The sequence below is a fragment of the Paenibacillus phyllosphaerae genome, assembly GCF_014192105.1.
Taxonomy (GTDB): domain Bacteria; phylum Bacillota; class Bacilli; order Paenibacillales; family Paenibacillaceae; genus Paenibacillus_Z; species Paenibacillus_Z phyllosphaerae.
Window position 1 is genome coordinate 101,762 of the sequence record NZ_JACHXK010000012.1, and the last position, 21,151, is coordinate 122,912.

16 protein-coding genes are annotated in these 21,151 nt (G+C 53.8%); 12 read left to right on the plus strand and 4 right to left on the minus strand.

The features are described from left to right. Positions 1-105: 105 nt before the first annotated feature. Together FHS18_RS22230 and FHS18_RS22235 are read left to right on the plus strand one after the other, a co-directional pair. Positions 106-1,854 (plus strand): histidine kinase, encoded by a 1,749-nt coding sequence (locus FHS18_RS22230; protein WP_183602569.1) that lies wholly within the window; start codon positions 106-108, stop codon positions 1,852-1,854. Continuing rightward, entirely contained in the window at positions 1,851-3,149 is a 1,299-nt protein-coding gene (locus FHS18_RS22235) for an ABC transporter substrate-binding protein (protein ID WP_183602570.1), read from the plus strand. Before FHS18_RS22230 ends, FHS18_RS22235 begins: the two co-directional genes overlap by 4 nt. An 82-nt stretch (positions 3,150-3,231) precedes the next feature. On the opposite strand, the gene FHS18_RS22240 is transcribed toward FHS18_RS22235, so the two are convergent. After that, positions 3,232-4,641, minus strand: coding sequence for an aminotransferase-like domain-containing protein (locus FHS18_RS22240; RefSeq protein WP_183602571.1), 1,410 nt, complete (start codon positions 4,639-4,641; stop codon positions 3,232-3,234). A 106-nt stretch (positions 4,642-4,747) separates the two neighbouring features. Between FHS18_RS22240 and FHS18_RS22245 the strand changes: the two genes are divergently transcribed. Both FHS18_RS22245 and FHS18_RS22250 read left to right on the plus strand, forming a co-directional pair. Then, a complete protein-coding gene (locus FHS18_RS22245) occupies positions 4,748-5,461 on the plus strand; it encodes an AzlC family ABC transporter permease (protein WP_221401421.1) in 714 nt (237 codons plus the stop codon). After that, positions 5,458-5,790, plus strand: coding sequence for a branched-chain amino acid transporter permease (locus tag FHS18_RS22250; RefSeq protein WP_183602573.1), 333 nt, complete (start codon positions 5,458-5,460; stop codon positions 5,788-5,790). The genes FHS18_RS22245 and FHS18_RS22250 overlap by 4 nt, the downstream gene beginning before the upstream one ends. 90 nt (positions 5,791-5,880) lie before the next feature. Here FHS18_RS22250 and isdG read toward each other — a convergent pair whose 3' ends face one another. The 3 genes from isdG to FHS18_RS22265 are packed head-to-tail and all read right to left on the minus strand — an operon-like array spanning position 5,881 to position 8,962. Next, positions 5,881-7,014 carry a heme oxygenase gene (gene isdG, locus FHS18_RS35005; RefSeq protein ID WP_183602574.1) on the minus strand — a complete coding sequence of 378 codons (1,134 nt, stop codon included), beginning with the start codon at positions 7,012-7,014 and terminating at the stop codon, positions 5,881-5,883. Then, positions 7,011-8,012, minus strand: coding sequence for a FecCD family ABC transporter permease (locus FHS18_RS22260; protein WP_183602643.1), 1,002 nt, complete (start codon positions 8,010-8,012; stop codon positions 7,011-7,013). The genes isdG and FHS18_RS22260 overlap by 4 nt, the downstream gene beginning before the upstream one ends. Next, positions 8,012-8,962 (minus strand): ABC transporter substrate-binding protein, encoded by a 951-nt coding sequence (locus FHS18_RS22265; RefSeq protein WP_183602575.1) that lies wholly within the window; start codon positions 8,960-8,962, stop codon positions 8,012-8,014. Before FHS18_RS22265 ends, FHS18_RS22260 begins: the two co-directional genes overlap by 1 nt. A gap of 483 nt (positions 8,963-9,445) precedes the next feature. Here FHS18_RS22265 and isdC point away from each other — a divergent pair, with 483 nt between their 5' ends. The 8 genes from isdC (at position 9,446) to srtB (ending at position 20,874) form a co-directional block, all read left to right on the plus strand. Further along, positions 9,446-10,240, plus strand: a complete 795-nt coding sequence (isdC, locus tag FHS18_RS22270; protein ID WP_183602576.1) for a heme uptake protein IsdC — start codon at positions 9,446-9,448, stop codon at positions 10,238-10,240. Between the two features lie 36 nt (positions 10,241-10,276). After that, positions 10,277-11,395: an S-layer homology domain-containing protein gene (locus tag FHS18_RS22275; protein ID WP_183602577.1), complete on the plus strand. Its 1,119-nt coding sequence runs from the start codon at positions 10,277-10,279 to the stop codon at positions 11,393-11,395. Positions 11,396-11,414: 19 nt separating this feature from the next. Next, the gene (gene isdE / locus FHS18_RS22280; RefSeq protein ID WP_246427830.1) at positions 11,415-12,371 is read left to right on the plus strand and encodes a heme ABC transporter substrate-binding protein IsdE; all 957 of its coding nucleotides are present in this window, start codon (positions 11,415-11,417) and stop codon (positions 12,369-12,371) included. Between the two features lie 46 nt (positions 12,372-12,417). Beyond that, positions 12,418-13,404 carry a FecCD family ABC transporter permease gene (locus FHS18_RS22285; RefSeq protein ID WP_183602578.1) on the plus strand — a complete coding sequence of 329 codons (987 nt, stop codon included), beginning with the start codon at positions 12,418-12,420 and terminating at the stop codon, positions 13,402-13,404. After that, on the plus strand, positions 13,394-14,170 hold the full coding sequence (locus FHS18_RS22290) for an ABC transporter ATP-binding protein (protein WP_183602579.1): 777 nt from the start codon (positions 13,394-13,396) through the stop codon (positions 14,168-14,170). The genes FHS18_RS22285 and FHS18_RS22290 overlap by 11 nt, the downstream gene beginning before the upstream one ends. A 502-nt stretch (positions 14,171-14,672) precedes the next feature. Then, the gene (locus FHS18_RS22295) at positions 14,673-15,128 is read left to right on the plus strand and encodes a hypothetical protein (RefSeq protein ID WP_183602580.1); all 456 of its coding nucleotides are present in this window, start codon (positions 14,673-14,675) and stop codon (positions 15,126-15,128) included. Positions 15,129-15,339: 211 nt separating this feature from the next. Then, positions 15,340-19,902, plus strand: coding sequence for an NEAT domain-containing protein (locus tag FHS18_RS22300; protein ID WP_183602581.1), 4,563 nt, complete (start codon positions 15,340-15,342; stop codon positions 19,900-19,902). Between the two features lie 135 nt (positions 19,903-20,037). Further along, positions 20,038-20,874 (plus strand): class B sortase, encoded by an 837-nt coding sequence (gene srtB / locus FHS18_RS22305; RefSeq protein WP_183602582.1) that lies wholly within the window; start codon positions 20,038-20,040, stop codon positions 20,872-20,874. Positions 20,875-21,151 lie beyond the last annotated feature (277 nt).

Consider the following 21,151-nt stretch of genomic DNA (forward strand, 5'->3'; position numbering starts at 1 on the left):
TAACTACCTGCCGGTGCTAAAAAAAATTTAGCTCGGCGGGTAGTTTGTGTTTGTCGGGAGGCCGCGTGTTCTTCGCCGCACATTAGAAGAGGGGGCTTAGCGGGAGTGAAAGCGATCCGTCACTTAAGCATCAAGTCGAAAATGTTCCTCGTCATCATGATTATCGTTACCCTGATCATCACGCTCGCCTTCAGCTCGTTGTACTACGCCTATTCCACGTATGACAGTCAGCTGTACGACAAATCGTACCGGCTGCTCAACCTGTCCTCGACGACGATCGATATGGAGCTGAAGAAGCTCGAATCGATGTCGCTGACGATCATCTCGGACAAACAAATCCAAGAAGGGCTTCAGGAGCTGCAACTGGATGATTCGGAGTATGCCGGCTATGTCATCCGCAAGCGGCTGACGGATCGGCTCTGGGCGCATATCAGCACAGCGGAGCGGTACGTGCAGTCGGTCTATCTGCTCGACGCGAACGAGCGGGCCAGCAAGTACGGGGAGACCGTAACGTTAACCGACGATAAATACGCGCGCATGCTGGAACTCGCCAAGGGCGGCAGAGGCGCCGTCCGCTGGCTGTATCCGGATGAGGGCGATCCGATGCTCATGATGGTCCGCGAGGTCCGGGTCTATGAACCGATGACGCTGAAGCCGATCGGCATGCTGATGCTGCGGATCAATATTAAGCGGCTCGTCGAGGATTACGCAGGCGTCGCTGCCCCATACAGCGATATCGTGCTGAAAGCGGGCGGGCAAGTCATTTATCCCTATGACGGCGCTTCGACGGGGATGGCGCAGGCTATGCAGGCGGCGGAGCTGCCGGCTGGGTATGCGATTAAGCGGGTGAACGGCGAGGCTATGTTCCTCTCGCATAAAACATCCGGTTACACCGGTTGGACCTACTACAATTTCGTACCGTACAACCATATTTTCGAGCAGATCGTGCTGATGAAGAATGCGATGATCGCCGTCTTTGTTATTACCGTGCTCATTGCCGTGTTCATCGGGTTTGCCTTTGCCCGAAGTTTGACGAAGCCCATCCGCCTGTTGATCAATCAGATGAAAGAGGTGCAGCAGGGTAATCTGGACAGCATGGACGCCGCATTGGATGCCCCCGTGTTCCACCAGATGGATGAGGTCGGATTGCTGCAGCGGACATTCCGCCTAATGATGGCCCGGATCAATACGCTGATCAAGGAGAATTACACGAACCAGCTTATCATTAAGGAGACGGAGTTCAAGGCGCTGCAGGCGCAGATTAATCCGCATTTTCTGTACAATGCGCTCGATTCCATCCATTGGCTCGCGAAGAAGAGCAGGCAGGAGCAGATCTCGAGCATGGTCGTGTCGCTCGGCTATCTGCTGCGTTCGTCGATCAGCCTGAAGCGGAACGTCATTACGTTGGCTGAAGAGCTGGAGATCGTCCGGCACTATATTACGATTCAGAAATACCGCTTCCAGCATCGGCTTCATTTTCATATGGACGTGCCGGATACGTTCGCTGGCGTCGCCATTCCGAAGCTCACGCTGCAACCGCTCGTGGAGAATGCCATTCAATACGGTCTTGAGCCGATGATCGAGCCGTGCGCGATTCGGATCTATGTCGTTCAGGAACATGGGCGGCTCGCCGTAATCGTCGAGGATCAAGGTCCGGGGATGGAAGAGGGACATATTGAACGAGTGCTGAGCGGCGAAGTGAAGACGAGAGGGACGGGAATCGGACTCACTAATATCCGGGACCGCCTGCAGCTTGCCTTCGGCTGCGACTATGGCTTGCGCGTAGAGAGTACGCCAGGCGCAGGGACACGCGTCAGCATTCTGCTGCCGTATGCACAGGAGGAGTCGGCATGAGAAGAATCATCGCAAGTCTTAGCTTGCTGCTGATCGTCGCGCTGCTCGCAAGTTGCCAACCTCCTTCACGGGATGTATGGGAGCGCCCTGACGAAGAGCCGGTCACGCTCCGGGTCGCCTGGTGGGGAGGCGATTTGCGTAACGAAGCGACGATCCAGGTTATCCGGATGTTCGAGCAGCAGCATCCTCATGTGCGCATCGAATTCGAATACACCGGGTTTAATGAATATTGGAAGAAACTGGCCCCGTATGCCGCAGGCAACGCGCTGCCGGATGTGATTCAGATGGACGTCTCGTATTTGTCCCAGTATGGTTCGCTCGAGCTGTTGGAAGATTTGACGTCCTACATCGACCAAGGGTTAATCGATACGACGCATATTAGCGAATCTACGCTGGCGGGGGGCAAGATGGGGAACAAGCTGTACGGGTTCAATCTTGGCGTCAATGCGCTGTATACCGTGTATGATCCGCAGGTGTTCCAGGCGAGCGGTCTTCAGCCGCCGGAGGCCGACTGGACATGGGACGACCTGGAGGCGATGGGGAGCGTCGTGAAGGGAACGGGCACTTATGTAGGAACCGACCTGACCCCGGAACAATTTTTCGCTTACTATCTAAGGCAGCATGGGAAGAACTTGTATGCGGCAGATGGGACGAAGCTCGGTTATGACGACGATTCGCTGTTCGTCGATTACTTCGGCCGGATGCAGCGCCTGGCGAGAGATCGGCTTATCTTCACACCGGATATCTGGAATACGGATCTGCGGGAGGGAGAGGAGGACCCCTTCTATCAAGGGAAGGCGCTGCTCGGCTGGGGATATTCGAACCAGTTCATCGGCGCGACCCGGAAATACGGCAAGCCGCTATCCATCGCTCCTCCGCCAGGACCGAACTTGGACAAGGGCATGTTCCTCAAGCCCGGAATGATGTTCTCGATCGCGCAGAACTCCAAGGTGAAGGAGGAAGCGGCGAAATTCATCAGCTTCTTCGTCAACGATGTGGAAGCGAACAAAATTCTGAAAGGAGAGCGGGGCGTCCCCGTATCGAAGAAGGTGCAGGACGAGCTGACGCCGTACATCGAACCCGAGCTCGAGCAGATCTTCGACTATATCCGCTGGGTCGAGCAGCACAGCAGTCCGATGGACCCGCTCGATCCGCCAGGTTCCGCAGAGGTGACCGATGTGCTCCGCAAGCTGTATGATCAGCTGCTCTTCGATACGATCACCCCGGAATTCGCGGCCGTGGAATTCAGAAGGAAGGCGAGCGAGATTCTCGCAAGGAATATCGACCCCCGTTGACCTGCGCACGGCAAGCGATTGCTGCTGGTTCAGTGCAACAGCCCGAGTGATTAGCCGCCAATATGGCGGCTTTTTTTGAATTTTACGCATTCAAGCGATCCATATACGTTTGCTGCAGAATCGCCAGCCCCTTGTCCAATTCGTCCAGGGAGCGGGCCGAGGCGAGAGACACGCGCAAGAAGTTCCCCGCTTTTCCGGCTCCGCTAAGGAAGCGGTCGGAATGGTAGACGAGGATCCCTTGTTCGATCAGCGCTTGCTCGATGTGCATGCCGGATTGCTTGCTTGCGATCGGCAGCCAGCGGTAGAAGCTCAAGGGATGGCCTTGTCCCGCGATTTGAGGGAAGTAGCGGGCGAACACGTCATTCGAAGCCTGGGATAGCTCTATTTTGTGCGCCGCAATCTCGCTTGCTTTGCCCGATAGAATAAGCTCCGTCACAATTTCCGTATCCAGGGATGAAGTCTTCACGTTGATGTTGAAGATGGCCTTCTCGATCCTCTCTTTGAACATGATGCCGAACACGATATAGGCCACTCTAAGCCCGGAGCAGATGGACTTGGAGGTGCTGCAGATATAGACCGTCTGATCGGGAAGAAGGCTGAAGAACGGTTGATTCATGTGCGCGTCAGCGCCGTCACTGGGTAGGAATGCATGGATATCGTCTTCAATGACGATCAATTCATGCTCGCGTATGATCGCTGCGAGCCGTTGTTTCCGCTCGGCCGTCATCACAACCGACGTCGGATTCGAACAAGAGGGCATTAGGAATACGCCGTGAATGTCGAGCAGCCGGCACTGTTGGTCAAGCTCATCCGGCAGCATGCCGTCTCGATCGCCGGCGATCGGAACGAGCTGAATCCGATACATTTTGGCAATCTCGATGAAATTGGAAAAGGTGAACATATCGACCGCGATGCGATTGCCGGGTTCGAATAGCGCGAGCACGGTGATGGCCAGCGCGTTCTGGCCTCCCGACACGATCGCGACCTGGTCCGTCTTGGCAACAATGCCGAATGCCTCCATCCAACGCAGCCCGGCTGTTTTGTGGTGAGGCAGACCTGTCGGGTTATTGTAGTTCAATAAGCTTTCCAGATAGCTTTTTCCCATTACTTTTTTTGCCGCCGAAGCCACGATCGGGTTGGTCTGCTCGAAGGAGGCGACGAAGGCAAGATCGATGCAATCCTGGCTTTCGCTGTCCTTGGAGATGGTGATCGAACGGGCCGCATTCTGGGAAACGAACGTGCCGCTGCCGGTCACGGCGTAGAGGAGTCCTTTGTTCTCGCAAATTTTGTACGCGCGCGTAATCGTCGTGAAATTAACGTCGAGAAAATCCGCCAGTTCCCGCTGAGGGGGCAGCTTGGCACCTGGGGCTAAGGCTCCGCTTGCAATATCTTGCTCCAACAACTTGGCCAGCGACAGATAGAGCGGGCGAGTCAAGGTGGATTTGTCCGGTCTCCACGACATGGGGTAGTCAACGAATGAATTGATGGGCATAAGCTACCTCGCCAAAATTGTAATCCATACAATTATATCATTGATTGTATGGATTTACGCGGTTATGATAACAAACAAATATCCAATCAAGGAGAACGAACGCAACATGAAGAGCAACAAGGATGTTTATTCGGCCGCCTTTCGTGCCGCTTTTCCCGCTACCATCCCCATCTTGGCAGGCTTCTTGTTCTTAGGTATCGCCTACGGCATTTACATGAACGTATCGGGCTTCCATGTGGGGTATACGTTCCTCATGAGTCTTCTCATCTTCGCCGGCTCGATGGAATTCGTCACCGTCAGCCTGCTGCTCGGCGCGTTCAACCCGCTGGGCGCCTTGTTCCTCGCGCTAATGGTCAACGCACGCCATCTATTCTATGGTCTCTCCATGCTGGGGAAGTATAACAAGGCGGGCAGAAAGAAGTATTATCTCATCTTCGGCATGTGCGACGAATCCTTCGCCATCAACAACACGGCCCGTATTCCGGAAGGCGTGGACAAAGGCTGGTATATGCTGTTCGTTACGCTGCTCAATCATGTGTATTGGGTATTGGGAGCGACGATCGGGGGACTGTTCGGTGCGCTGATCAAGCTCAATATGGAGGGGCTGGAGTTCGTGATGACGGCGCTCTTCGTCGTTATCTTCATCGAGCAATGGATGAAGGAGACGAACCATCGCAGTTCCCTCTTGGGACTAGTGGTATCGCTCGTCTGCGTGATCGTGTTCGGAAGCAGCAACTTTATCCTCCCCGCGATGATCGGCATACTCGCCCTCCTGACGTTCATGCGGAATGGGCGGCAAAAAGCAGGTGAACCGGCATGACGATGACGCTTCTCGAACGGTGCATCACGATCGCCATGGTCGTGCTCGGCACGATGATGACCCGGTTTATCCCGTTCCTGCTCTTCCCGTCGGGACGTCCGGTTCCGCCCTATGTCCAGTATCTCGGGAAAGTGCTGCCGGCTGCCGCGCTTGGCCTTCTGGTCATCTACAGCTTGAAGGATGTTGATCTGCTATCCGACAGCCACGGAATGCCGGAGCTGATCTCGGTTACGCTCGTCGCAGGGCTTCACATCTGGCGCCGCAACATGCTGCTCTCGATCGCTGCCGGCACGATTGCTTATATGCTGCTGGTTCAGCTGGTGTTCTGAATGAAAAAACCAGCCTTAGATCTTCCGCCTGCTGACGGGGACTTAGGCTGATTTTCATTATGTTTGGGTATGACGCAAACGTGTCGGCGGCTAGCTGGCGTTCGAAGATTCGCCCGTTACGGCAGCAGGCTCGCGAACGATTTTAACCTCATAGAACGAGATTTTGTTCGAGATGATGAATTCCGGCGTCTTGCGATGAGCATGGGATTCCTTGAATGCGTCGCTGCGCGTCCACGCTTGGAAGTCTTCCTTGGAGCGCCACTTCGTAACAACGCTCACCTCATCGTACTCCTTCGTGTTCTCGGTCAGATGAACTTCAAGACCGAGAAATCCTTCCATATACTCGACTTTGCCGACTCGGTCGAAGCGCTCGATCAGCTTGTGCGCTTCGCCTTTCGTAATCTGGGATGTGTTCGTAACAATAATCATGGGTGGTTCCTCCTTGGGCTTTGCGCCGGATCGAATAGGTATAATGACAGGGTAATCGTCTTCGAACGCGACCTTGGCGTCTATCCGATATACTTCCTGTAAAAAACGAGGGGTTAACAGCTCCCGGGGTTTGCCGGTATGTACGACGCGGCCCCGCTGCATCGCGATCATGTAATCGCAATAGGCTGCGGCTTGCTGCAAATCATGAAGCACCATGACGACCGTAAGCTTGTAATCGCGGTTGATTGCCTGCAGCATCTCCATAAGGTCAAGCTGATGGGCCAGATCCAGGTAAGTGGTCGGTTCATCCAGCAGCAATATGTTTGTTTTCTGCGCGAGTGCCATCGCAATACGGACTTTTTGCTGCTCACCTCCAGATAAAGTATGGAACATCCGATTCTCGTGCCGGATCGTGCCGGTTAACGTCAGCGCCCAGTTCACGATGCCGTGATCCTCTTCGCTCATCCGGTCGAACAGCCGCTTATAGGGCGAGCGTCCGTAAGCGACGAACTCCCTGACGGTGAGATCCGGCATCTGGCCCTTGGATTGCGTGAGCATCGTTAGGGTTTGCGCGAATTGTGCCGTACTGTAGGCTCCGGCGTCACGGCCTTGGATGATGACTTCGCCGCTGTCCGGTTTCTGAAGCCTGCTGATCATCCGCAGCAGCGTAGATTTGCCCGACCCGTTAGGACCGACGATGGCGGTCATCTCGCCCTCGGGAATCGCAATCGATAGATCCTTCAGCCCGAATGGGCCAAGTTCCAGCGTAAGCCCATTCGCTTCAATAGCCGTCATGCGTTCGCGACACCTCGTTTCTTCAATAAATATAAAAAGAACGGTGCGCCGATGACCGCGAGCAAAATGCCGACGGGCAGCTCGATCGGATCGATCGCGGAGCGGGCGATCGTATCGGCGAATACGACCAAGGATGCGCCTCCGACAATGGACAAAGGCAGCAAGAAACGATAATCGTCTCCCAAAAGCAGCCGGACGGCATGAGGGACGACCAACCCGACGAAGCCGACGAGACCGGCGACGCTGACCGCCGCTCCGGCGAGCAAGGAGGACAGCAGGATAAGGCTAAGCCGCTGGAGTTCGACCTTCTGCCCGAGCAGCTTGGCGGAATCGTCGCCGAGCAGCATCAGATTCGCCGTCTTGATGGCGAATAGGGAGAGAATAAGTCCCGTAATGGCATATGGAGCCATGAAGGACAGATGATACCAGCTTCTGCCGCTAAGACCGCCGGATAGCCAAGGGAGAACGGCTTGAACACGATCGCTGTAGATCACCATAAATCCGTTGGTTATCGCGCCGATGAGCGCATTGATGGCGACGCCGGCGAGTACGATCCGAAGCGGCGAAGATCCGCTGCTCCATGAGAGCAGATAGATGATAATCGATGTCAAGAATGCCCCGGCAAAAGCCAGAATCGGCAGCAAATAGCTTAAGTTCGGGAAGACGATCATGCACATGATCGCGGCCAATCCGCCGCCTGCCGATACTCCGATGACGCCCGGGTCGGCCAGCGGATTCTTCATGACGCCCTGGAGCAGCGCGCCGGAGGCGGCCAGACATGCTCCGACGAGCAGGCCGATCAGCACGCGGGGAAACCGCAAATTCATGACGATCTTCTGTGCGAGCGGCTCTCCGGACGAGGTGAACACCTCCCAGATCTCGCGGAGCGAGACGGAGACGGACCCGTAAGACAACCCATAGCATGTAACGGCAATCAGCAGGATAGGCGAGATTACGATGCTCCATCTCCGGCGGGAAGTGCGCTTGGCCAGATCCATCATGGCTTCACCGATGCCAACAGCTCGCTCATCCGATCCAGCGCTTCGGTTACGCGCGTGCCGGGGTTCGAGCCGAACAGATCGGCGGGAAGCACCTCGACGCGGTTATTCTTCACGGCATCGAGACTGCTCCAAGCCGCATTCTGCGCCATCTCCTTCAGGAATCCTTCCTTCACATTGTCAGGATCGGTATGGCTCATCAGCAGCACCAGCTGCGGATTAGATTCTACGATCTTCTCCGTATTCAGCTGCGCATATTGCGGATAGCTCTCCAGACTTGGATAATCCGCTGCAATATTCTCGCCTCCGGCCAGCGTCAAGATATCGCCGCCCAGCGAGTTATTCAGCGCGGCCATATAAGTGCCGGGCGCGCCGTAGACGAGCAGCACGCGAGTTTTCTCGCCCCCCGTCTGCGTCTGTAAGGCGGCGAGCTTATCATCTATTGCGGTATTGAGCTCAGCAGCTTTGTCTTCCCGCTGCAGCAGCTGACCGAAAAGCGTGATTTGCTTCTTAATATCCGCTATGGAATTGGCCGATGAGAGGACCATCTTGGACCCGAGCGATTCGACGGAAGGGATATCCTTCGCATTCATCGGATTGTTGCCGAGTACGACATCGGGAGCAATCAGTGCAAGCTTCTCCAGATCGATGCCGTGGGTGGAGCCGATCTCGAACGCTTCCTCGGCTTCCTTCACCGGCACGGGGGAGCTGGAGGCCGGCCGGCCGACGACTTCTCCGCCGAGCGCATATACAATATCGACCTCGCCGTTGCTTAGCGCGGCGATCGACTGTGGCACGTGATCGAAGGCTATCGTTCTTCCGGCAAAATCCGTTACCGTTACGGCTTGGGGAGAGGTCCCAGCAGCCGTGGTATCAGGCGCCGCAGCAGGCTGACCGCAGCCGGCAGTCAGCATGGCGATAACGGAAACCATTATTGCCGCTTTCTTCATGAGTGTTCCTCCTGACGTATGATTAACATGTAGCATAGTAACGGTTAGAAATTAGTAAAGCGACTAACCTTTATTGCATTCTAAATGAGAATGAATATCAGTGTCAACATAATTTTTGGGATCTGTATCCAGTTTTTCTGCGCGTCGTCAGGAAGAGGGTAATGGCTGGTGAAAATGAGGCTCTACAAGAGGGCTGCCCAGCGTTGTTACGCAACGATTTGCTAACAGATTTCATAAAACCCGCGAATTTAAAGGGGTTGACACATTGCGAAGGTGTGGCTTATCATCAACGCAGGCAGGAAGTGTTATCCAGAAAATGAGAGAATCAGGGGGAGTGAAAAGGTTAGTAAAAAGTGTGGCGGCACATAAATGTCCATTGATAGGACATTGAGATACGCTTTCCGCAGCTATTTTTGTACATAATTTAATTGATAATGATTATCATTATCTTAAAGCAAATGAGAATGGAGGCATGCAGGTAACATGAAAAGGTACAAAATTAGAACAGTGGCGCTCGCAATTGCTTTGCTATGGATTGTACAAATGGTGGGGGTATCGGCTGCTAGCGCCGCCGAAAAATTGGCGGATGGTACCTATACGATCGACTATGTCATTAGACAAGCTGAGAACGATAACGTGTCGATGGCCAACGATTATTTTGAAAAACCGGCGAAGCTAACGGTGAAAGGCGGCGTCGTTACCGCGCAGATCCAGCTGAACCATAGCAAATGGATTACGGAATTCACGACCGCGCTTGGTGGAAGTTACCCAGCTGCGAAGATCGTTAAGAACGATGAAGCGAAAGATACGCGCATTGCGCAATTCACGATCGAAGATCTAAGCAAACCGCTTTTGTCCAAAATTCATGTCACGGTACCGGATATCGATTATGACCATGATTACACAATCCGCTTCGTCTTCGATCAGTCAACCGCGAAGTCGACCGGCGCCGCAGCTTCGTCCAAACCGGCTGCAACGACGAAGGATAATGCGGCAAGCGGTTCCTCCTCATCCGGGGCAGGCGCCAAAGCAACGGAAACAAAAGCAACAGGCACAAAACAAACAACAGGCACAACGCAGCAACAGTCTACAGCGGAAGCCAAACCGGCTGCTCAAGCAAGCGAGGGCGGAGAGGCAGCAACTGCTGAGCCTAACCCGAAGACGGGCGATGAAGCGCCGATCGGGCAACTTGTGACCGTACTCCTGGTATCCGCTGGATGTTTTGTAGGCTTTACGATTGCCAAGCGTTCGGGTCGTCAGAAGAACGAACACGTTTAATAGCAAGGCAATGATAACCAAGAGGGGGAAAAGGTGTTGAATCGCGCTAATTGGAAGGCCATCGCAGCTGCATCCTTGATGGTCAGCTTGCTCGCTTCGCCGCTTCAGTCGGTGGCTGCAGCTGCCGAGCCTGCTGCGAACTCGGCTAAGCTGGCGAATAATGCTGCTGTACCAACCGCTAACGCTCAAGAATTGGCTGATGGGACATACAGCTTGGGATACACCTTCCTGAAGTATAATACCGCTCAGGTATCTGTCATGCAGGATTATGTGATCCCTACCGGACGGTTAATCGTCCAGAATGGACAAAAATTGGTTCAGATTACGCTGAAACAAAGCAAAGAAATTACCCAGTTCAAACTCGAACAAGGCGGTCAGCTCGTATCGCCGGAAGTTGTCGCAACGGATGAAAAGGCCAATACCCGTACTATTCAATTCGCGGTGGACGATTTGTCCGCCAAGGTGAAGGGCTGGGTGAAGATCTATTGGCAAGTGAGCCCGACGTTCTTGTACGATCACGAGTACGATATACATCTGACCTTCGATTCTTCATCGCTAAAATTGCTCTCTTCTACAGAGGCGAATGCGGAAACGGATACGGAGAGTACGGATGCCGGTTCGTTCAAGGATATCGAGCAGCACTGGGCTCAATCGGCGATAGCGCGAGCAGTCTCGCTTGGTCTGGTCAGCGGGTATGTCGACGGTACATTCCGGCCGGAGAGCTCGATTACGCGCGCGGAATTCGCCGTGCTCCTTAGCCGGGCAATGAAACTCGGGACATCGAGCGCCAAAGAGACGAGCTTCAGCGACAATGCGCGCATTCCGGCGTGGGTGAAGCCGTATCTCGGACCTGTGGTGGAAGCCGGCGTCATTAATGGTTTCGCTGACGGTTCCTTCCGTGCGGACAGCACGATCAATCGCACGGAGCTGGCGGTTATGGTCGTACGCGCGCTTAAGCTGGAAGTCGATTCGGCAGCCAAGCCTGCTTATGCCGACACGGATACGATTCCGAAATGGGCGCAAGCCGAAGTGGCGGCAGCTGCCTCCGCCGGCATTATGAATGTGCATGCAGGCAATAAGTTCGCTCCGCTTGTGAATGCGACGAGGGCTGAAGCGGTCAGTGCGATTCTTGCGCTCGCCGAAGCGCAGTCGTAAGGGGAGGGGCAACTGACCTATGATGAGTTTTAAGCTGTGGAGAAGTACGGCGGTCCTTGCGATCACGCTTCTCGTGGCCGGCTGTTCCAGCAATACGTCTACGGAGAATTCGTCTGCCGAGAATTCAGGCGCGAATACAAGCAAGACGACCGAGGTGTCCGTCACGCAGGCCGCCGATGAGGTGAAAGACGAGGTTAAGGAAGACTATCGCATCGTCTCGACGACCGTGGCGACGACGCAATTTTTTGACCTGTTGGATCTGGACCTCGTCGGGATTCCGACAAGCGTGAAGGAACTGCCGAAGCGGTACGATGGCATCACCAAGATCGGCAATCCGATGACGCCGAATATGGAGGTCGTCAAATCGCTCGATCCGACCGAGGTGTTCTCGGTCACGACGCTCGAGTATGATTTGGCCCCCGTATTCAAGAACGCCGCTATCAAATCCACCTTCCTCGACTTCACGAGTCTGGCCAAGATGAATGCGGCGATTCTCGATATCGGCAAGCGGTATAACCGGGAAGAGAAGGCGCAAACGATCGTGGACGGCTACAATGCGAAGGTCGAAGAGATTAAGCAGAAGGTTGCCGGCAAGCCGCAGCCGACGGTACTGATCTTGCTCGGCGTACCGGGCAGTTACCTGGTTGCGACCGAGAACTCCTATATTGGAGATCTCGTGAGACTGGTCGGCGGCAAAAATATCGTGCAAGGCGAAGATGTCGAATATTTGGCATCCAATACCGAGTACCTGCAGCAATCCAATCCTGACGTTATTCTGCGTGCGGCACACGGGATGCCGGAGGAAGTCGTCAAGATGTTCGATCAGGAGTTCCAGGAGAACGACATCTGGAAGCATTTCAACGCCGTTCAACAAGGACGCGTCTATGACCTGCCGGAAGAGCTCTTCCCGACAACGGCGAATATGGCCGTCGCCGAGGCGCTCGATGCTATGGTCGACATGCTGTATGCGGATTAAGCGGACAGGAAGATGCGAAGCTACCATATAATGAAGGAACACAATCATGAAGAATAAAAAAGGTTGGAGTTTATGGGGCGTTCTCGCGCTGTTGGCGGGCGTCGCGATCTACTCGGCTTGCACGGGCAGCATCAAAGTGAGTGGGCTTGAGCTCTTGAAGGGGCTCATTGATGGAGAGAACAAACAGGTCGAGGTCATTCGCGATCTGAGGTTCCCGCGTATTATCGTCTCCATGTTGGTAGGAGCCGCGCTGGCAGTCTCCGGCGTACTGCTGCAGGCCGTCATGCGAAGCTCGCTTGCGGACGCGGGGGTAATCGGTATATCGTCGGGGGCCGGGTTCGTATCGATCCTAATCGTTTCGCTCTTCCCGAACTGGTTTTTCTGGATGCCGTTAATTTCCTGCATTGGCGGGGGACTTGCTTGTCTGCTCGTCTTCTCGTTCGCATGGAAGTCCGGTCTGCACCCGATTCGGATTCTGCTCGTAGGCATCGCGGTCAATGCGACGTTCAGCGGGCTAGGTCAATCGTTCAATTACCGGGGCAGTTATGCGGTCACGAGTATTAACCAGGCCGTCACTTCGATCTTCACGATGAAGAATTGGGGCGACGTGCGCATTATGCTCATCTACGGCAGCATTGGGCTCTTACTCGCCTTGCTCGTCAGTCCATGGTGCAATCTGCTTGCGCTGCAGGACAAATCGGCCAAGAATGCAGGGCTCCATGTTCACCGCGCGCGCTTTATCATTTCGGGAATCGCCGTCCTGCTTGCGGCCGTCGCGACCGCGGTTGGCGGACTGATCGTGTTCGTCGGTTTGCTCGTTCCGCATATTGCGAGGCTGCTCGTCGGCTCCGATCACCGGATCCTAATTCCGTTCTCGGCGCTTGGCGGAGCCTTGCTGATCTTGACGGCGGATACGATCGGACGAACGGTGCTTGCGCCTGCCGAGATTCCGGCTTCTATTATCATGGCGGTTATTGGCGGTCCGTTCTTAATATTCATGCTGCGTAGGAGTGATCGGATTCATGGACATTAGACAGCTGAACTTCGCGTATGTCCCGAAGAGCGGACAACTGCAGCTGCATGAGATCGACTGCCGGATTCCGGAAGGGAAGATCACGACCATTATCGGACCGAACGGCTGCGGCAAGTCGACGCTGCTCGGCGTGATGTCCCAGAATTACAAGCCGACAGGCGGGGAAGTTATTCTCGATGGCAAAGATATCGCCAAGTACAAAGCGAAGGAGCTGGCGAAGAAGCTTGCCGTCGTCCATCAGCAGAATGAGGCGCCGCCGGATATGACGGTCGAGCAGCTGGTCCGATTGGGGCGCATGGCGCACAAAGGATTGCTGTCGCCTCAGACGGATGCCGACGAGGAAGCGATCGAATGGGCCATAGCAAGCACCAATCTGCTACCTAAGCGCAGTCTGCCCTTGGAACAGTTGTCCGGGGGCGAGAAGCAGCGGGCTTGGATCGCAATGGCGCTCGCGCAGCGGACGCCGATGCTATTCCTCGATGAGCCGACGACGTTCCTCGATATTTATTATCAGATCGAGGTGTTGGAACTCGTTCGCGAGCTCAATGCGTCGCATGGTCTTACGATCGTCATGGTGTTGCACGACATGAACCAGGCGATCCGCTATAGCGACCAGCTCGTCGTGATGAAAGACGGGCGAATCTGCCATCAAGGGACGCCGCGCGACATCATGACGGCCGAGCTTATTCAGACCGTCTATGGGGTTAAGGCGATCGTGCGCGAGGAAGAGAACGCAGGATTGAACGTCGTGGCGATCGGTATTTAACGGATGTATGCGACTTTGATATTAAATGTAATATAAAGGATTTTCATTTTCGGCAAAGAGATATTTCTCTAGGTCTATTCTGTGCTGTGCTTCAAAATATCCAGTTTTAAAACCTATTTTCTTCTGGAAAAATATTAAACTTTATATAAAATATGGGTTGACTTACGCGGAGTTTGATAGATAAGATAGGGGTGTCACTGAGTGGTGCACGCATTCAGGACACATTACAGTGAAGAGACAATCGTTATGCGTAGGCCTGATCAGCCGGCAATGTCTCCGCCGCAGAAATTTTTTTTGCAGCCTCATTGATAATGATTATCATTATCTTAACGTATAGGGGGATTTCCGTGGCACTCACAAGTACGGCTTGGGAGGGAGATGGATCGAGGAAACGATGAAGCAAGTACGGTCGTTCAACCATTGTTGTATTTGAACATCAATGCCAAGCAAGCTTGTGAAGTGAAATCATAACTATTTCGAAAATAAAAGGAGTGTTCTTCCCATGAAAAAATCGAAAAAAACATTGTTTTCCTCGCTAGTGTTGTCTGTTGCTGCCCTTGCTCTTGCGCTTCCGGCGTCCGCCGCGGATCAGAACTACCAGCTGTGGAATCCAGCCAATAATGCAGTGTCGCACGCTTCTTCTTCGGTTGAAGGCCCGGCTGTCGTTACAGGCTCCGGAGGTAACTACACGGTTCAAATCAAACTGAAAAACTCCGGCACATACATGGGCATCACGCTGCCAGCGAGCTACCCTTCCTTGAACGTAGACGTTGACGGCGCTAGCGCAGGCGGTGACGGCGACTATGAAGTTTCGGCGACAAGAGTAGACTCCGGCGGTTATACAACCTTCACATTCAGCGGCTTGTCCGACAATACGCTGAATGTTCCGATCGAACTGTCAACATCCGTACTCGGCATTCACAGCTCGACGTACGAACTGGTTATCGACTGGAACTAAGCGATTCGCATGAAGCAGATAGACGAAGCGTGTCATCACGACACGCTTCGTTCTTACGTACTATATAAGCTGAACTATTGAAGCGAGCAAGACAGCGGAGCGGATGGAAAAGTATCACGCTAGAGTTGCGTTGTCCTAGTTCGAATCTCCAGTTCAATTTATATAGCCATCATACATGATGAACATATTTCTTATGGGGAGTGAGAACAAAGTGATTAGGTCTAGAAAGCCGTTTCGAAAAATATTGAGCATATGGCTGGTCTTCGCATTGCTGCTCTCGGTTTTACCGCTTTATCCTGACAATGCAGCGGCTGCTGAATCCGCTGTTCCTGAGGATGGCGTGTATACCGTCGATTACTTGTATTACCACAGTGACGAGGATTCTGTATCTGTCGCCAATACATACATGAAATCGGCGGGTCAGAAAGGTACGTTGACGATTGAGAATGGCGTAGCTGTCTTCGAACATACCGTGACGGAGACGAACGCCGGTTACTTTCCTTACTTAGGGTATAGGAAGGATGGAAGTCCGAAGGCTACGATCTCTAATGAGGTTGTTACCGGAATCGAAGGCTATCAAGAAGTAACTCCGGTTGTCGGATCCGGCGAGGCCGCGGATTCCCTTATTCAATACAATGTCTCCGACATTACGCAGAAACTGGATATTCTCATGCACGTGAACATCACGGCATTGGGTTATAACCACTGGTACAATGCACGGCTGTGGATCGATGTCTCGCAGGTCCGGTTCAAGACGCCAGGCGGTAATGAAGGCGAAGACGGTGCGCTCGAGAAGTTGACTGCGTACATAACGGAAGCGCGCACGGCCCACGATGCTGCAGTCGAAGGCGAGAATTACGGCGACTATGCGGCGGGAAGCAAGGCTGCGCTGTTGACTGCGATTACAACCGCTGAGACGAAATTGGCTGCTGCCTCGGATAATGAGGCTTATACCGAAATCTACACGGAGTTGGTTGCGGCCAAAGTCGTATTCGACGCCGCTCGCAAGTTGGCTGATCATTCAGCGCTGCTGCCGATTATCACGCAAACCGAGCAATTCCTGGCTACCGCCAAACGTAGCGGGGAGACGGAAGGCAGCCCAGGCAGCGCTAGAGTCGTGTATATGGCTGGGGAATATGATGCATCAGCTATCAATTCGATGGCAACTGCCTTAACAACTGCAAAGGACAGAGTAAATAATCCTAAATCTACGCCGGCCAATATTACGAATTCGATAAACGTGCTTACCAACCGCTTAAGTGCGATCGCAGGCCGTCAATACGTCAGCTTGGCTCCCTACAAAATCTATGCGCTGGATAATGGCGTGGAAGCAACTTCCTTGTCGCAGTATGCATCCGAGATTGGCAGCACGGTGACGCCATTGGTTCAGAGCGAACATGCAGAAAAACAAGAGAATATGCTTGGTTATTTGACGCTTTTGGTTAGACCTGAAACCAAAGTCCTCCCGCCTATCTTCGATGGGGAACTCTGGCATACCTTCCCGGCGGCGAATGGCTATACCGTCGGTGACAAAGGCGAGATCTTCTTCTCCTACGGAAGTCCAAGATCCCAGACGCTGTCGACTGATACGCAGAATGTCTATCAAGTGTACTTAAACGGTACGGCAGCCAATGAAGGCTGGGAAGGAATGGGCGCCATCAACTATACGGTTGGCGGAGTCGAAAGAACGGTCTACATCAGCTACAACGCCGAGGTTCTTGAAGCGCTCAAGCAAGCTGCAACGGATGCCGGTAAACTTGCTTTGCAAGCTAAGACTGAAGCGGCGAGCCAGGAAGACTACGATGCGGCCAAGACGGCGCTGCAGGAAGCGATTGCGGATGCTGAGCCAATTACGGCCAACCTGGCTTCCAAGCGTCCTGCGATTCTGACCGCGCAAGCTGCGTTGCAGCAAGCGGTGGACGCATTCACGCCACTGGCTAAGCCGGTAACCGATCCAGGTACCGTTCCGGGAACTGGCGTCGGAGTGCTGCCAGACGGCGAATATCCGATCGGCTACCATATTTACAAGGATGGAACGAAAGAAGATTCCGTCATGACCGAGTATGTGGACATGAATAGCGGCAAGCTCACGGTAGAGAACGGAAACTATTTCGTCTCGTTCAAGCTGAACAAGAACGCAGAAATCACATCGTTCAAGACTGAAGTTAACGGCGCGCTAGTCGAGACGCAGAAGGTAAGTGAGAACACCGCTGACAATACGCGCGTGGTCCGCTTCCCGGTAAGCGATCTGACGGCAACGCTGAATGCTTGGGTTAAAATTTATTGGGTGTTCGCGGCTCCACTGCCAGCGTACGATCATGAGTATAATGTCGACCTGGCCTTCGATGCGCCAGTCATCGAAGAAGAGCAGCATGACCTGAACTTCAGCGTGCTGCACGCAACGCAGGACAAAGCTTCGTCGATGGATAACTACTTCATCAAGCCTGGTAAATACAGCGAAGCAGACGGCAAGACGACGGTAACGCTGACGCTGAAAGACAGCACGACGGTCCCTAGCTTCAAAGTTGAACAGGACGGCGTACTGACGGAAACGACGGTAATCAGCACTGATACGGCTGCGAATACGCGCGTCGTTCAGTTCGAAGTCGCAGATCGGAACACGCTGCTGAATGCGCAGGTTCATGTCTCGACGGTAGCTAACGGGCAAGCGTACGAGATGGATCATAAGATTCGCTTGAAACTGTACACCACGAATGCAACGGCGCTGAGCGCGAAAGTTGCCGAAGCGGAAGCAGCATACGCGAACGCAGCGGAAGGCACGACGGCCGGCAAGTACCCTGCAGCTGCCAAGACGACGCTGCAAGAAGCGATCACTGCTGCGAAATTAGTAGCAGCTAGCCAGGTTGCTTCCCAGCAAACGATCGATGATGCGGCGGCCACTCTGGGGCAGGCGCTCAAAGTGTTCAAAGCATCCGTCGTATTGGAGGAAGCCGAGTATAAGCTTTCCCTGCCGACATCAACGGCAAATTATTTGTCTTCGGAAGGCAAGCTGGATGTTAGCGACGGCAAACAAACGGCAACGTTCGAGCTGAAGGACGGCGTTACGCTCCAGAAGCTGCAAGTCAGACAGCAAGACGATACGCTCGAAGATGCTGAATACCAGGTGTCCGGCCTCACAACGGCCAATCTACGGAGTCTTGTGTCCGCAAGCTTCCAGCGGAGCTTTGTGGCAGCGGCGGCAACGCCAGTCACGGTTACGTTCGAAGTCGATCGGACGAAGACGTACGTGTTCACGGTACTCGAAGCCGAGCAGCAGCAAACGTTCGATCTTGCTTTCGCGGATGTAACGCCTGAGAAAGTCGATGAAGGTACGGATCCGGGCACAAGTAACCCAGGAACAGGTACAACCGACCCAGAACCAGTCAATATCCATGGCATTAAAGACGGCGTGTACACCATCAACTACCGATTCGTCGCGGATGAAACGACTTCCACATCCGTCATGAATGACTATGTCGTTCATCCTGGCCTTCTGACGGTTACTGACGGGGACATGGAATTCGAATTTATCCTGATGCAGAGCAAGGAAGTCGTTGACTTCAAGATCACTAGAGGCGGCAGTCTCATCACTCCGGCCGTGACGAACCGGGATACGGAGAACAACACGAGAACGTACAGCTTTAGCGTGTCTAATCTCGATGACCGTATCCATGGCTGGGTCGACATTGACTGGCCGGAGATGAATTACGATCATGAATACAATGTAGATTTGGTCTTCACCCGCAGTTCCCTTAAGCGCGTCTCCACGAGCGGCGGGTCCAGCGGATCAGCTGTGAAGCCGTTGTCCCAAACGTACAAGGTGGGCGAACATTCCATCGAGTATGCCCTGCAAGAGCAAGGGAAGAAAGATAAATCGCTTGTCAGCGATTATGTGAAGCATCCGGCTGCGCTGATCGTTGAAGATAACAAGAGCTACCTGCAATTAACGGTAAGCAATCAAGAGGTTACGAATGTCGAGGTCGTCAGCGGCGGTACGCAGTCTCAGGCTGAGGTCGTCTCGACAGATGCGAGCAAGAACGAGCGAACGATCCGATTCGAAGTGACGGATCTGAAGGCAGTCGCTACGATTCGTCTGACGATGGCGGTTCCGTTCAAATTCGTCGGCGGCTACTTGGCTGACGTCGTGCTTGACCCGACTACGGTGAAGCTCGTGAAAGAAGCGGTAACGGAAGAGGAAGAGCCAGAGCAAGAAGAAACATCGACCGAGACGCCTACGGTGAACTTCTCCGATATCGGGAACCACTGGGCGAAAGCGCTGATTGAAAAAGCAGCGAAACTCGGCGCCGTGACTGGCTATTCCGACGGCACATTCCGTCCGAACAATCTCGTGACGCGCGCTGAATTCATCGCGATGCTGAGCCGTGGGCTTAAGCTGACGGACAGCGCCAATGAATTAACCTTCACCGACAAAGCAGCTATTCCGGCATGGGTGAAACCGCAGCTCGCAGCCGTGTACGAGACGGGAATCGTCAAAGGCTTCGCGGATGGCTCGTTCCGTGCCGACAGCACGATCAGCCGTCTTGAACTTGCCGTTCTGATGGCGCGCGCGCTGAAGCTGGAACTGGGCGCGAATGCGAAACCGGACTTCAAAGACGCGGCTAACATTCCGGCTTGGGCGCAAGCGGAAGTTGCTGCCGTCCAGCAGCTCGGCATCATGAAAGGTCAGGCGGGCAATGTATTCAACCCTAACGCAAGCGCTACGCGTGCGGAAGTCGTTGCCGTCATTCTTGCCCTGTACGGCGATCAAGCGTAACATGTAGCCAGAGAAGCGAATGAGGGTGCAGCTGCTGCATCCTCGTTTGCTTTTGCATAGGGAGCTACAGCGAAGAGATATGCGAAGCTTCCGTATGAAGCTTCTGATACAGCTCAGCTAATAAGGAGGTGTGTGATGCGAGTTATGCGACTCGGGACAATCGGGAAATGGCTCTCCTTGCTCGTCTTTCTATACGCTGCCCTTCGCATGATCGGCATCGGCTGGGAGTATTACGATAATAGCCAATCGGTGAATGAGCTACAGAATCTATTCCATGAGCGACCGCTGCAAGCCGTAGCGTGGAATATACCGCTCTCTCTTCCTGTTACGCAGACAGGTGCAGGGGAAGAGGAACAACCGGCAGCGGTTCCTGAAGAAGACCTTTGCGATGATCGATGCGAGGAGCAGCGCGGCCGTTTTGCGCCTTTGCTCGAACTGAACCCGGATATCGTCGGGTGGATTCAGCTGGAAGGCAGCACGATCGACTATCCGATTGTTCAAGCTGCGGATAACGAGCGTTATTTGACGCTGAATTATAAAGGGGAGCCCTCTTCGGCAGGCAGCATCTTCATGGATTACCGGAACGATCCGGGACTGACGGGCCGCAACACGGTTCTGTACGGTCACCGGATGAAGGACGGTTCCATGTTCGGGGTGCTGAAGCATTACGTGGACCTCGATTATTACAAGGCGCACCGGACGTTACGTCTGGATACGCCAACCGACGCTTATGAGGTCGAAGTATTCGCGGTGTATACGACCACGACGGGCGTGAACTATATCGAGACGGAGTTCCGCGACGAATCGGCGTTCGGAGATTTTGTGCAGGAGATCCAGCAGCGTTCCATCTATGAATCGGATGTTCAAGTGACAGCGGATGACCGGATCATCACGCTCTCGACATGCGACTATTCGCTCGATCCGAGCGAGGGGCGGTTCGTCGTGCACGGGCGGCTGCATCGATTAGGGTAGTGCAGCGGCGCGAATGGATTTGTATGCAGGCGCGCTCATATGGACAAGAGCATAGCCATTAGCAAGGCAGCTGATCACCGTGGTCAGCTGCATTTTTTGTATCCAATCGTTAATTAATTAAATTCGTAATAAATGTGCTTATGGCGCAATACTTATGTTTAACAGATCGCTGTTTGCAGAGGAAGGGGGGAGGATTACAACACAGATTACAAGCCGGCAGTTCATATGGAAGCGCTTCACAACAGCTGAGCGATCAAAGTATGACAATGATCAACTA

Bases quoted from the DNA above. Each gene is read 5' to 3' on its own strand.
- FHS18_RS22235 (WP_183602570.1), top strand. From the start codon at position 1,851: ATGAGAAGAATCATCGCAAGTCTTAGCTTGCTGCTGATCGTCGCGCTG.
- FHS18_RS22240 (WP_183602571.1), bottom strand. From the start codon at position 4,641: ATGCCCATCAATTCATTCGTTGACTACCCCATGTCGTGGAGACCGGAC.
- FHS18_RS22245 (WP_221401421.1), top strand. From the start codon at position 4,748: ATGAAGAGCAACAAGGATGTTTATTCGGCCGCCTTTCGTGCCGCTTTT.
- FHS18_RS22250 (WP_183602573.1), top strand. From the start codon at position 5,458: ATGACGATGACGCTTCTCGAACGGTGCATCACGATCGCCATGGTCGTG.
- isdG (WP_183602574.1), bottom strand. From the start codon at position 7,014: ATGACGGCTATTGAAGCGAATGGGCTTACGCTGGAACTTGGCCCATTC.
- FHS18_RS22260 (WP_183602643.1), bottom strand. From the start codon at position 8,012: ATGGATCTGGCCAAGCGCACTTCCCGCCGGAGATGGAGCATCGTAATC.
- FHS18_RS22265 (WP_183602575.1), bottom strand. From the start codon at position 8,962: ATGAAGAAAGCGGCAATAATGGTTTCCGTTATCGCCATGCTGACTGCC.
- isdC (WP_183602576.1), top strand. From the start codon at position 9,446: ATGAAAAGGTACAAAATTAGAACAGTGGCGCTCGCAATTGCTTTGCTA.
- isdE (WP_246427830.1), top strand. From the start codon at position 11,415: ATGATGAGTTTTAAGCTGTGGAGAAGTACGGCGGTCCTTGCGATCACG.
- FHS18_RS22285 (WP_183602578.1), top strand. From the start codon at position 12,418: ATGAAGAATAAAAAAGGTTGGAGTTTATGGGGCGTTCTCGCGCTGTTG.
- FHS18_RS22290 (WP_183602579.1), top strand. From the start codon at position 13,394: ATGGACATTAGACAGCTGAACTTCGCGTATGTCCCGAAGAGCGGACAA.
- FHS18_RS22295 (WP_183602580.1), top strand. From the start codon at position 14,673: ATGAAAAAATCGAAAAAAACATTGTTTTCCTCGCTAGTGTTGTCTGTT.
- srtB (WP_183602582.1), top strand. From the start codon at position 20,038: ATGCGAGTTATGCGACTCGGGACAATCGGGAAATGGCTCTCCTTGCTC.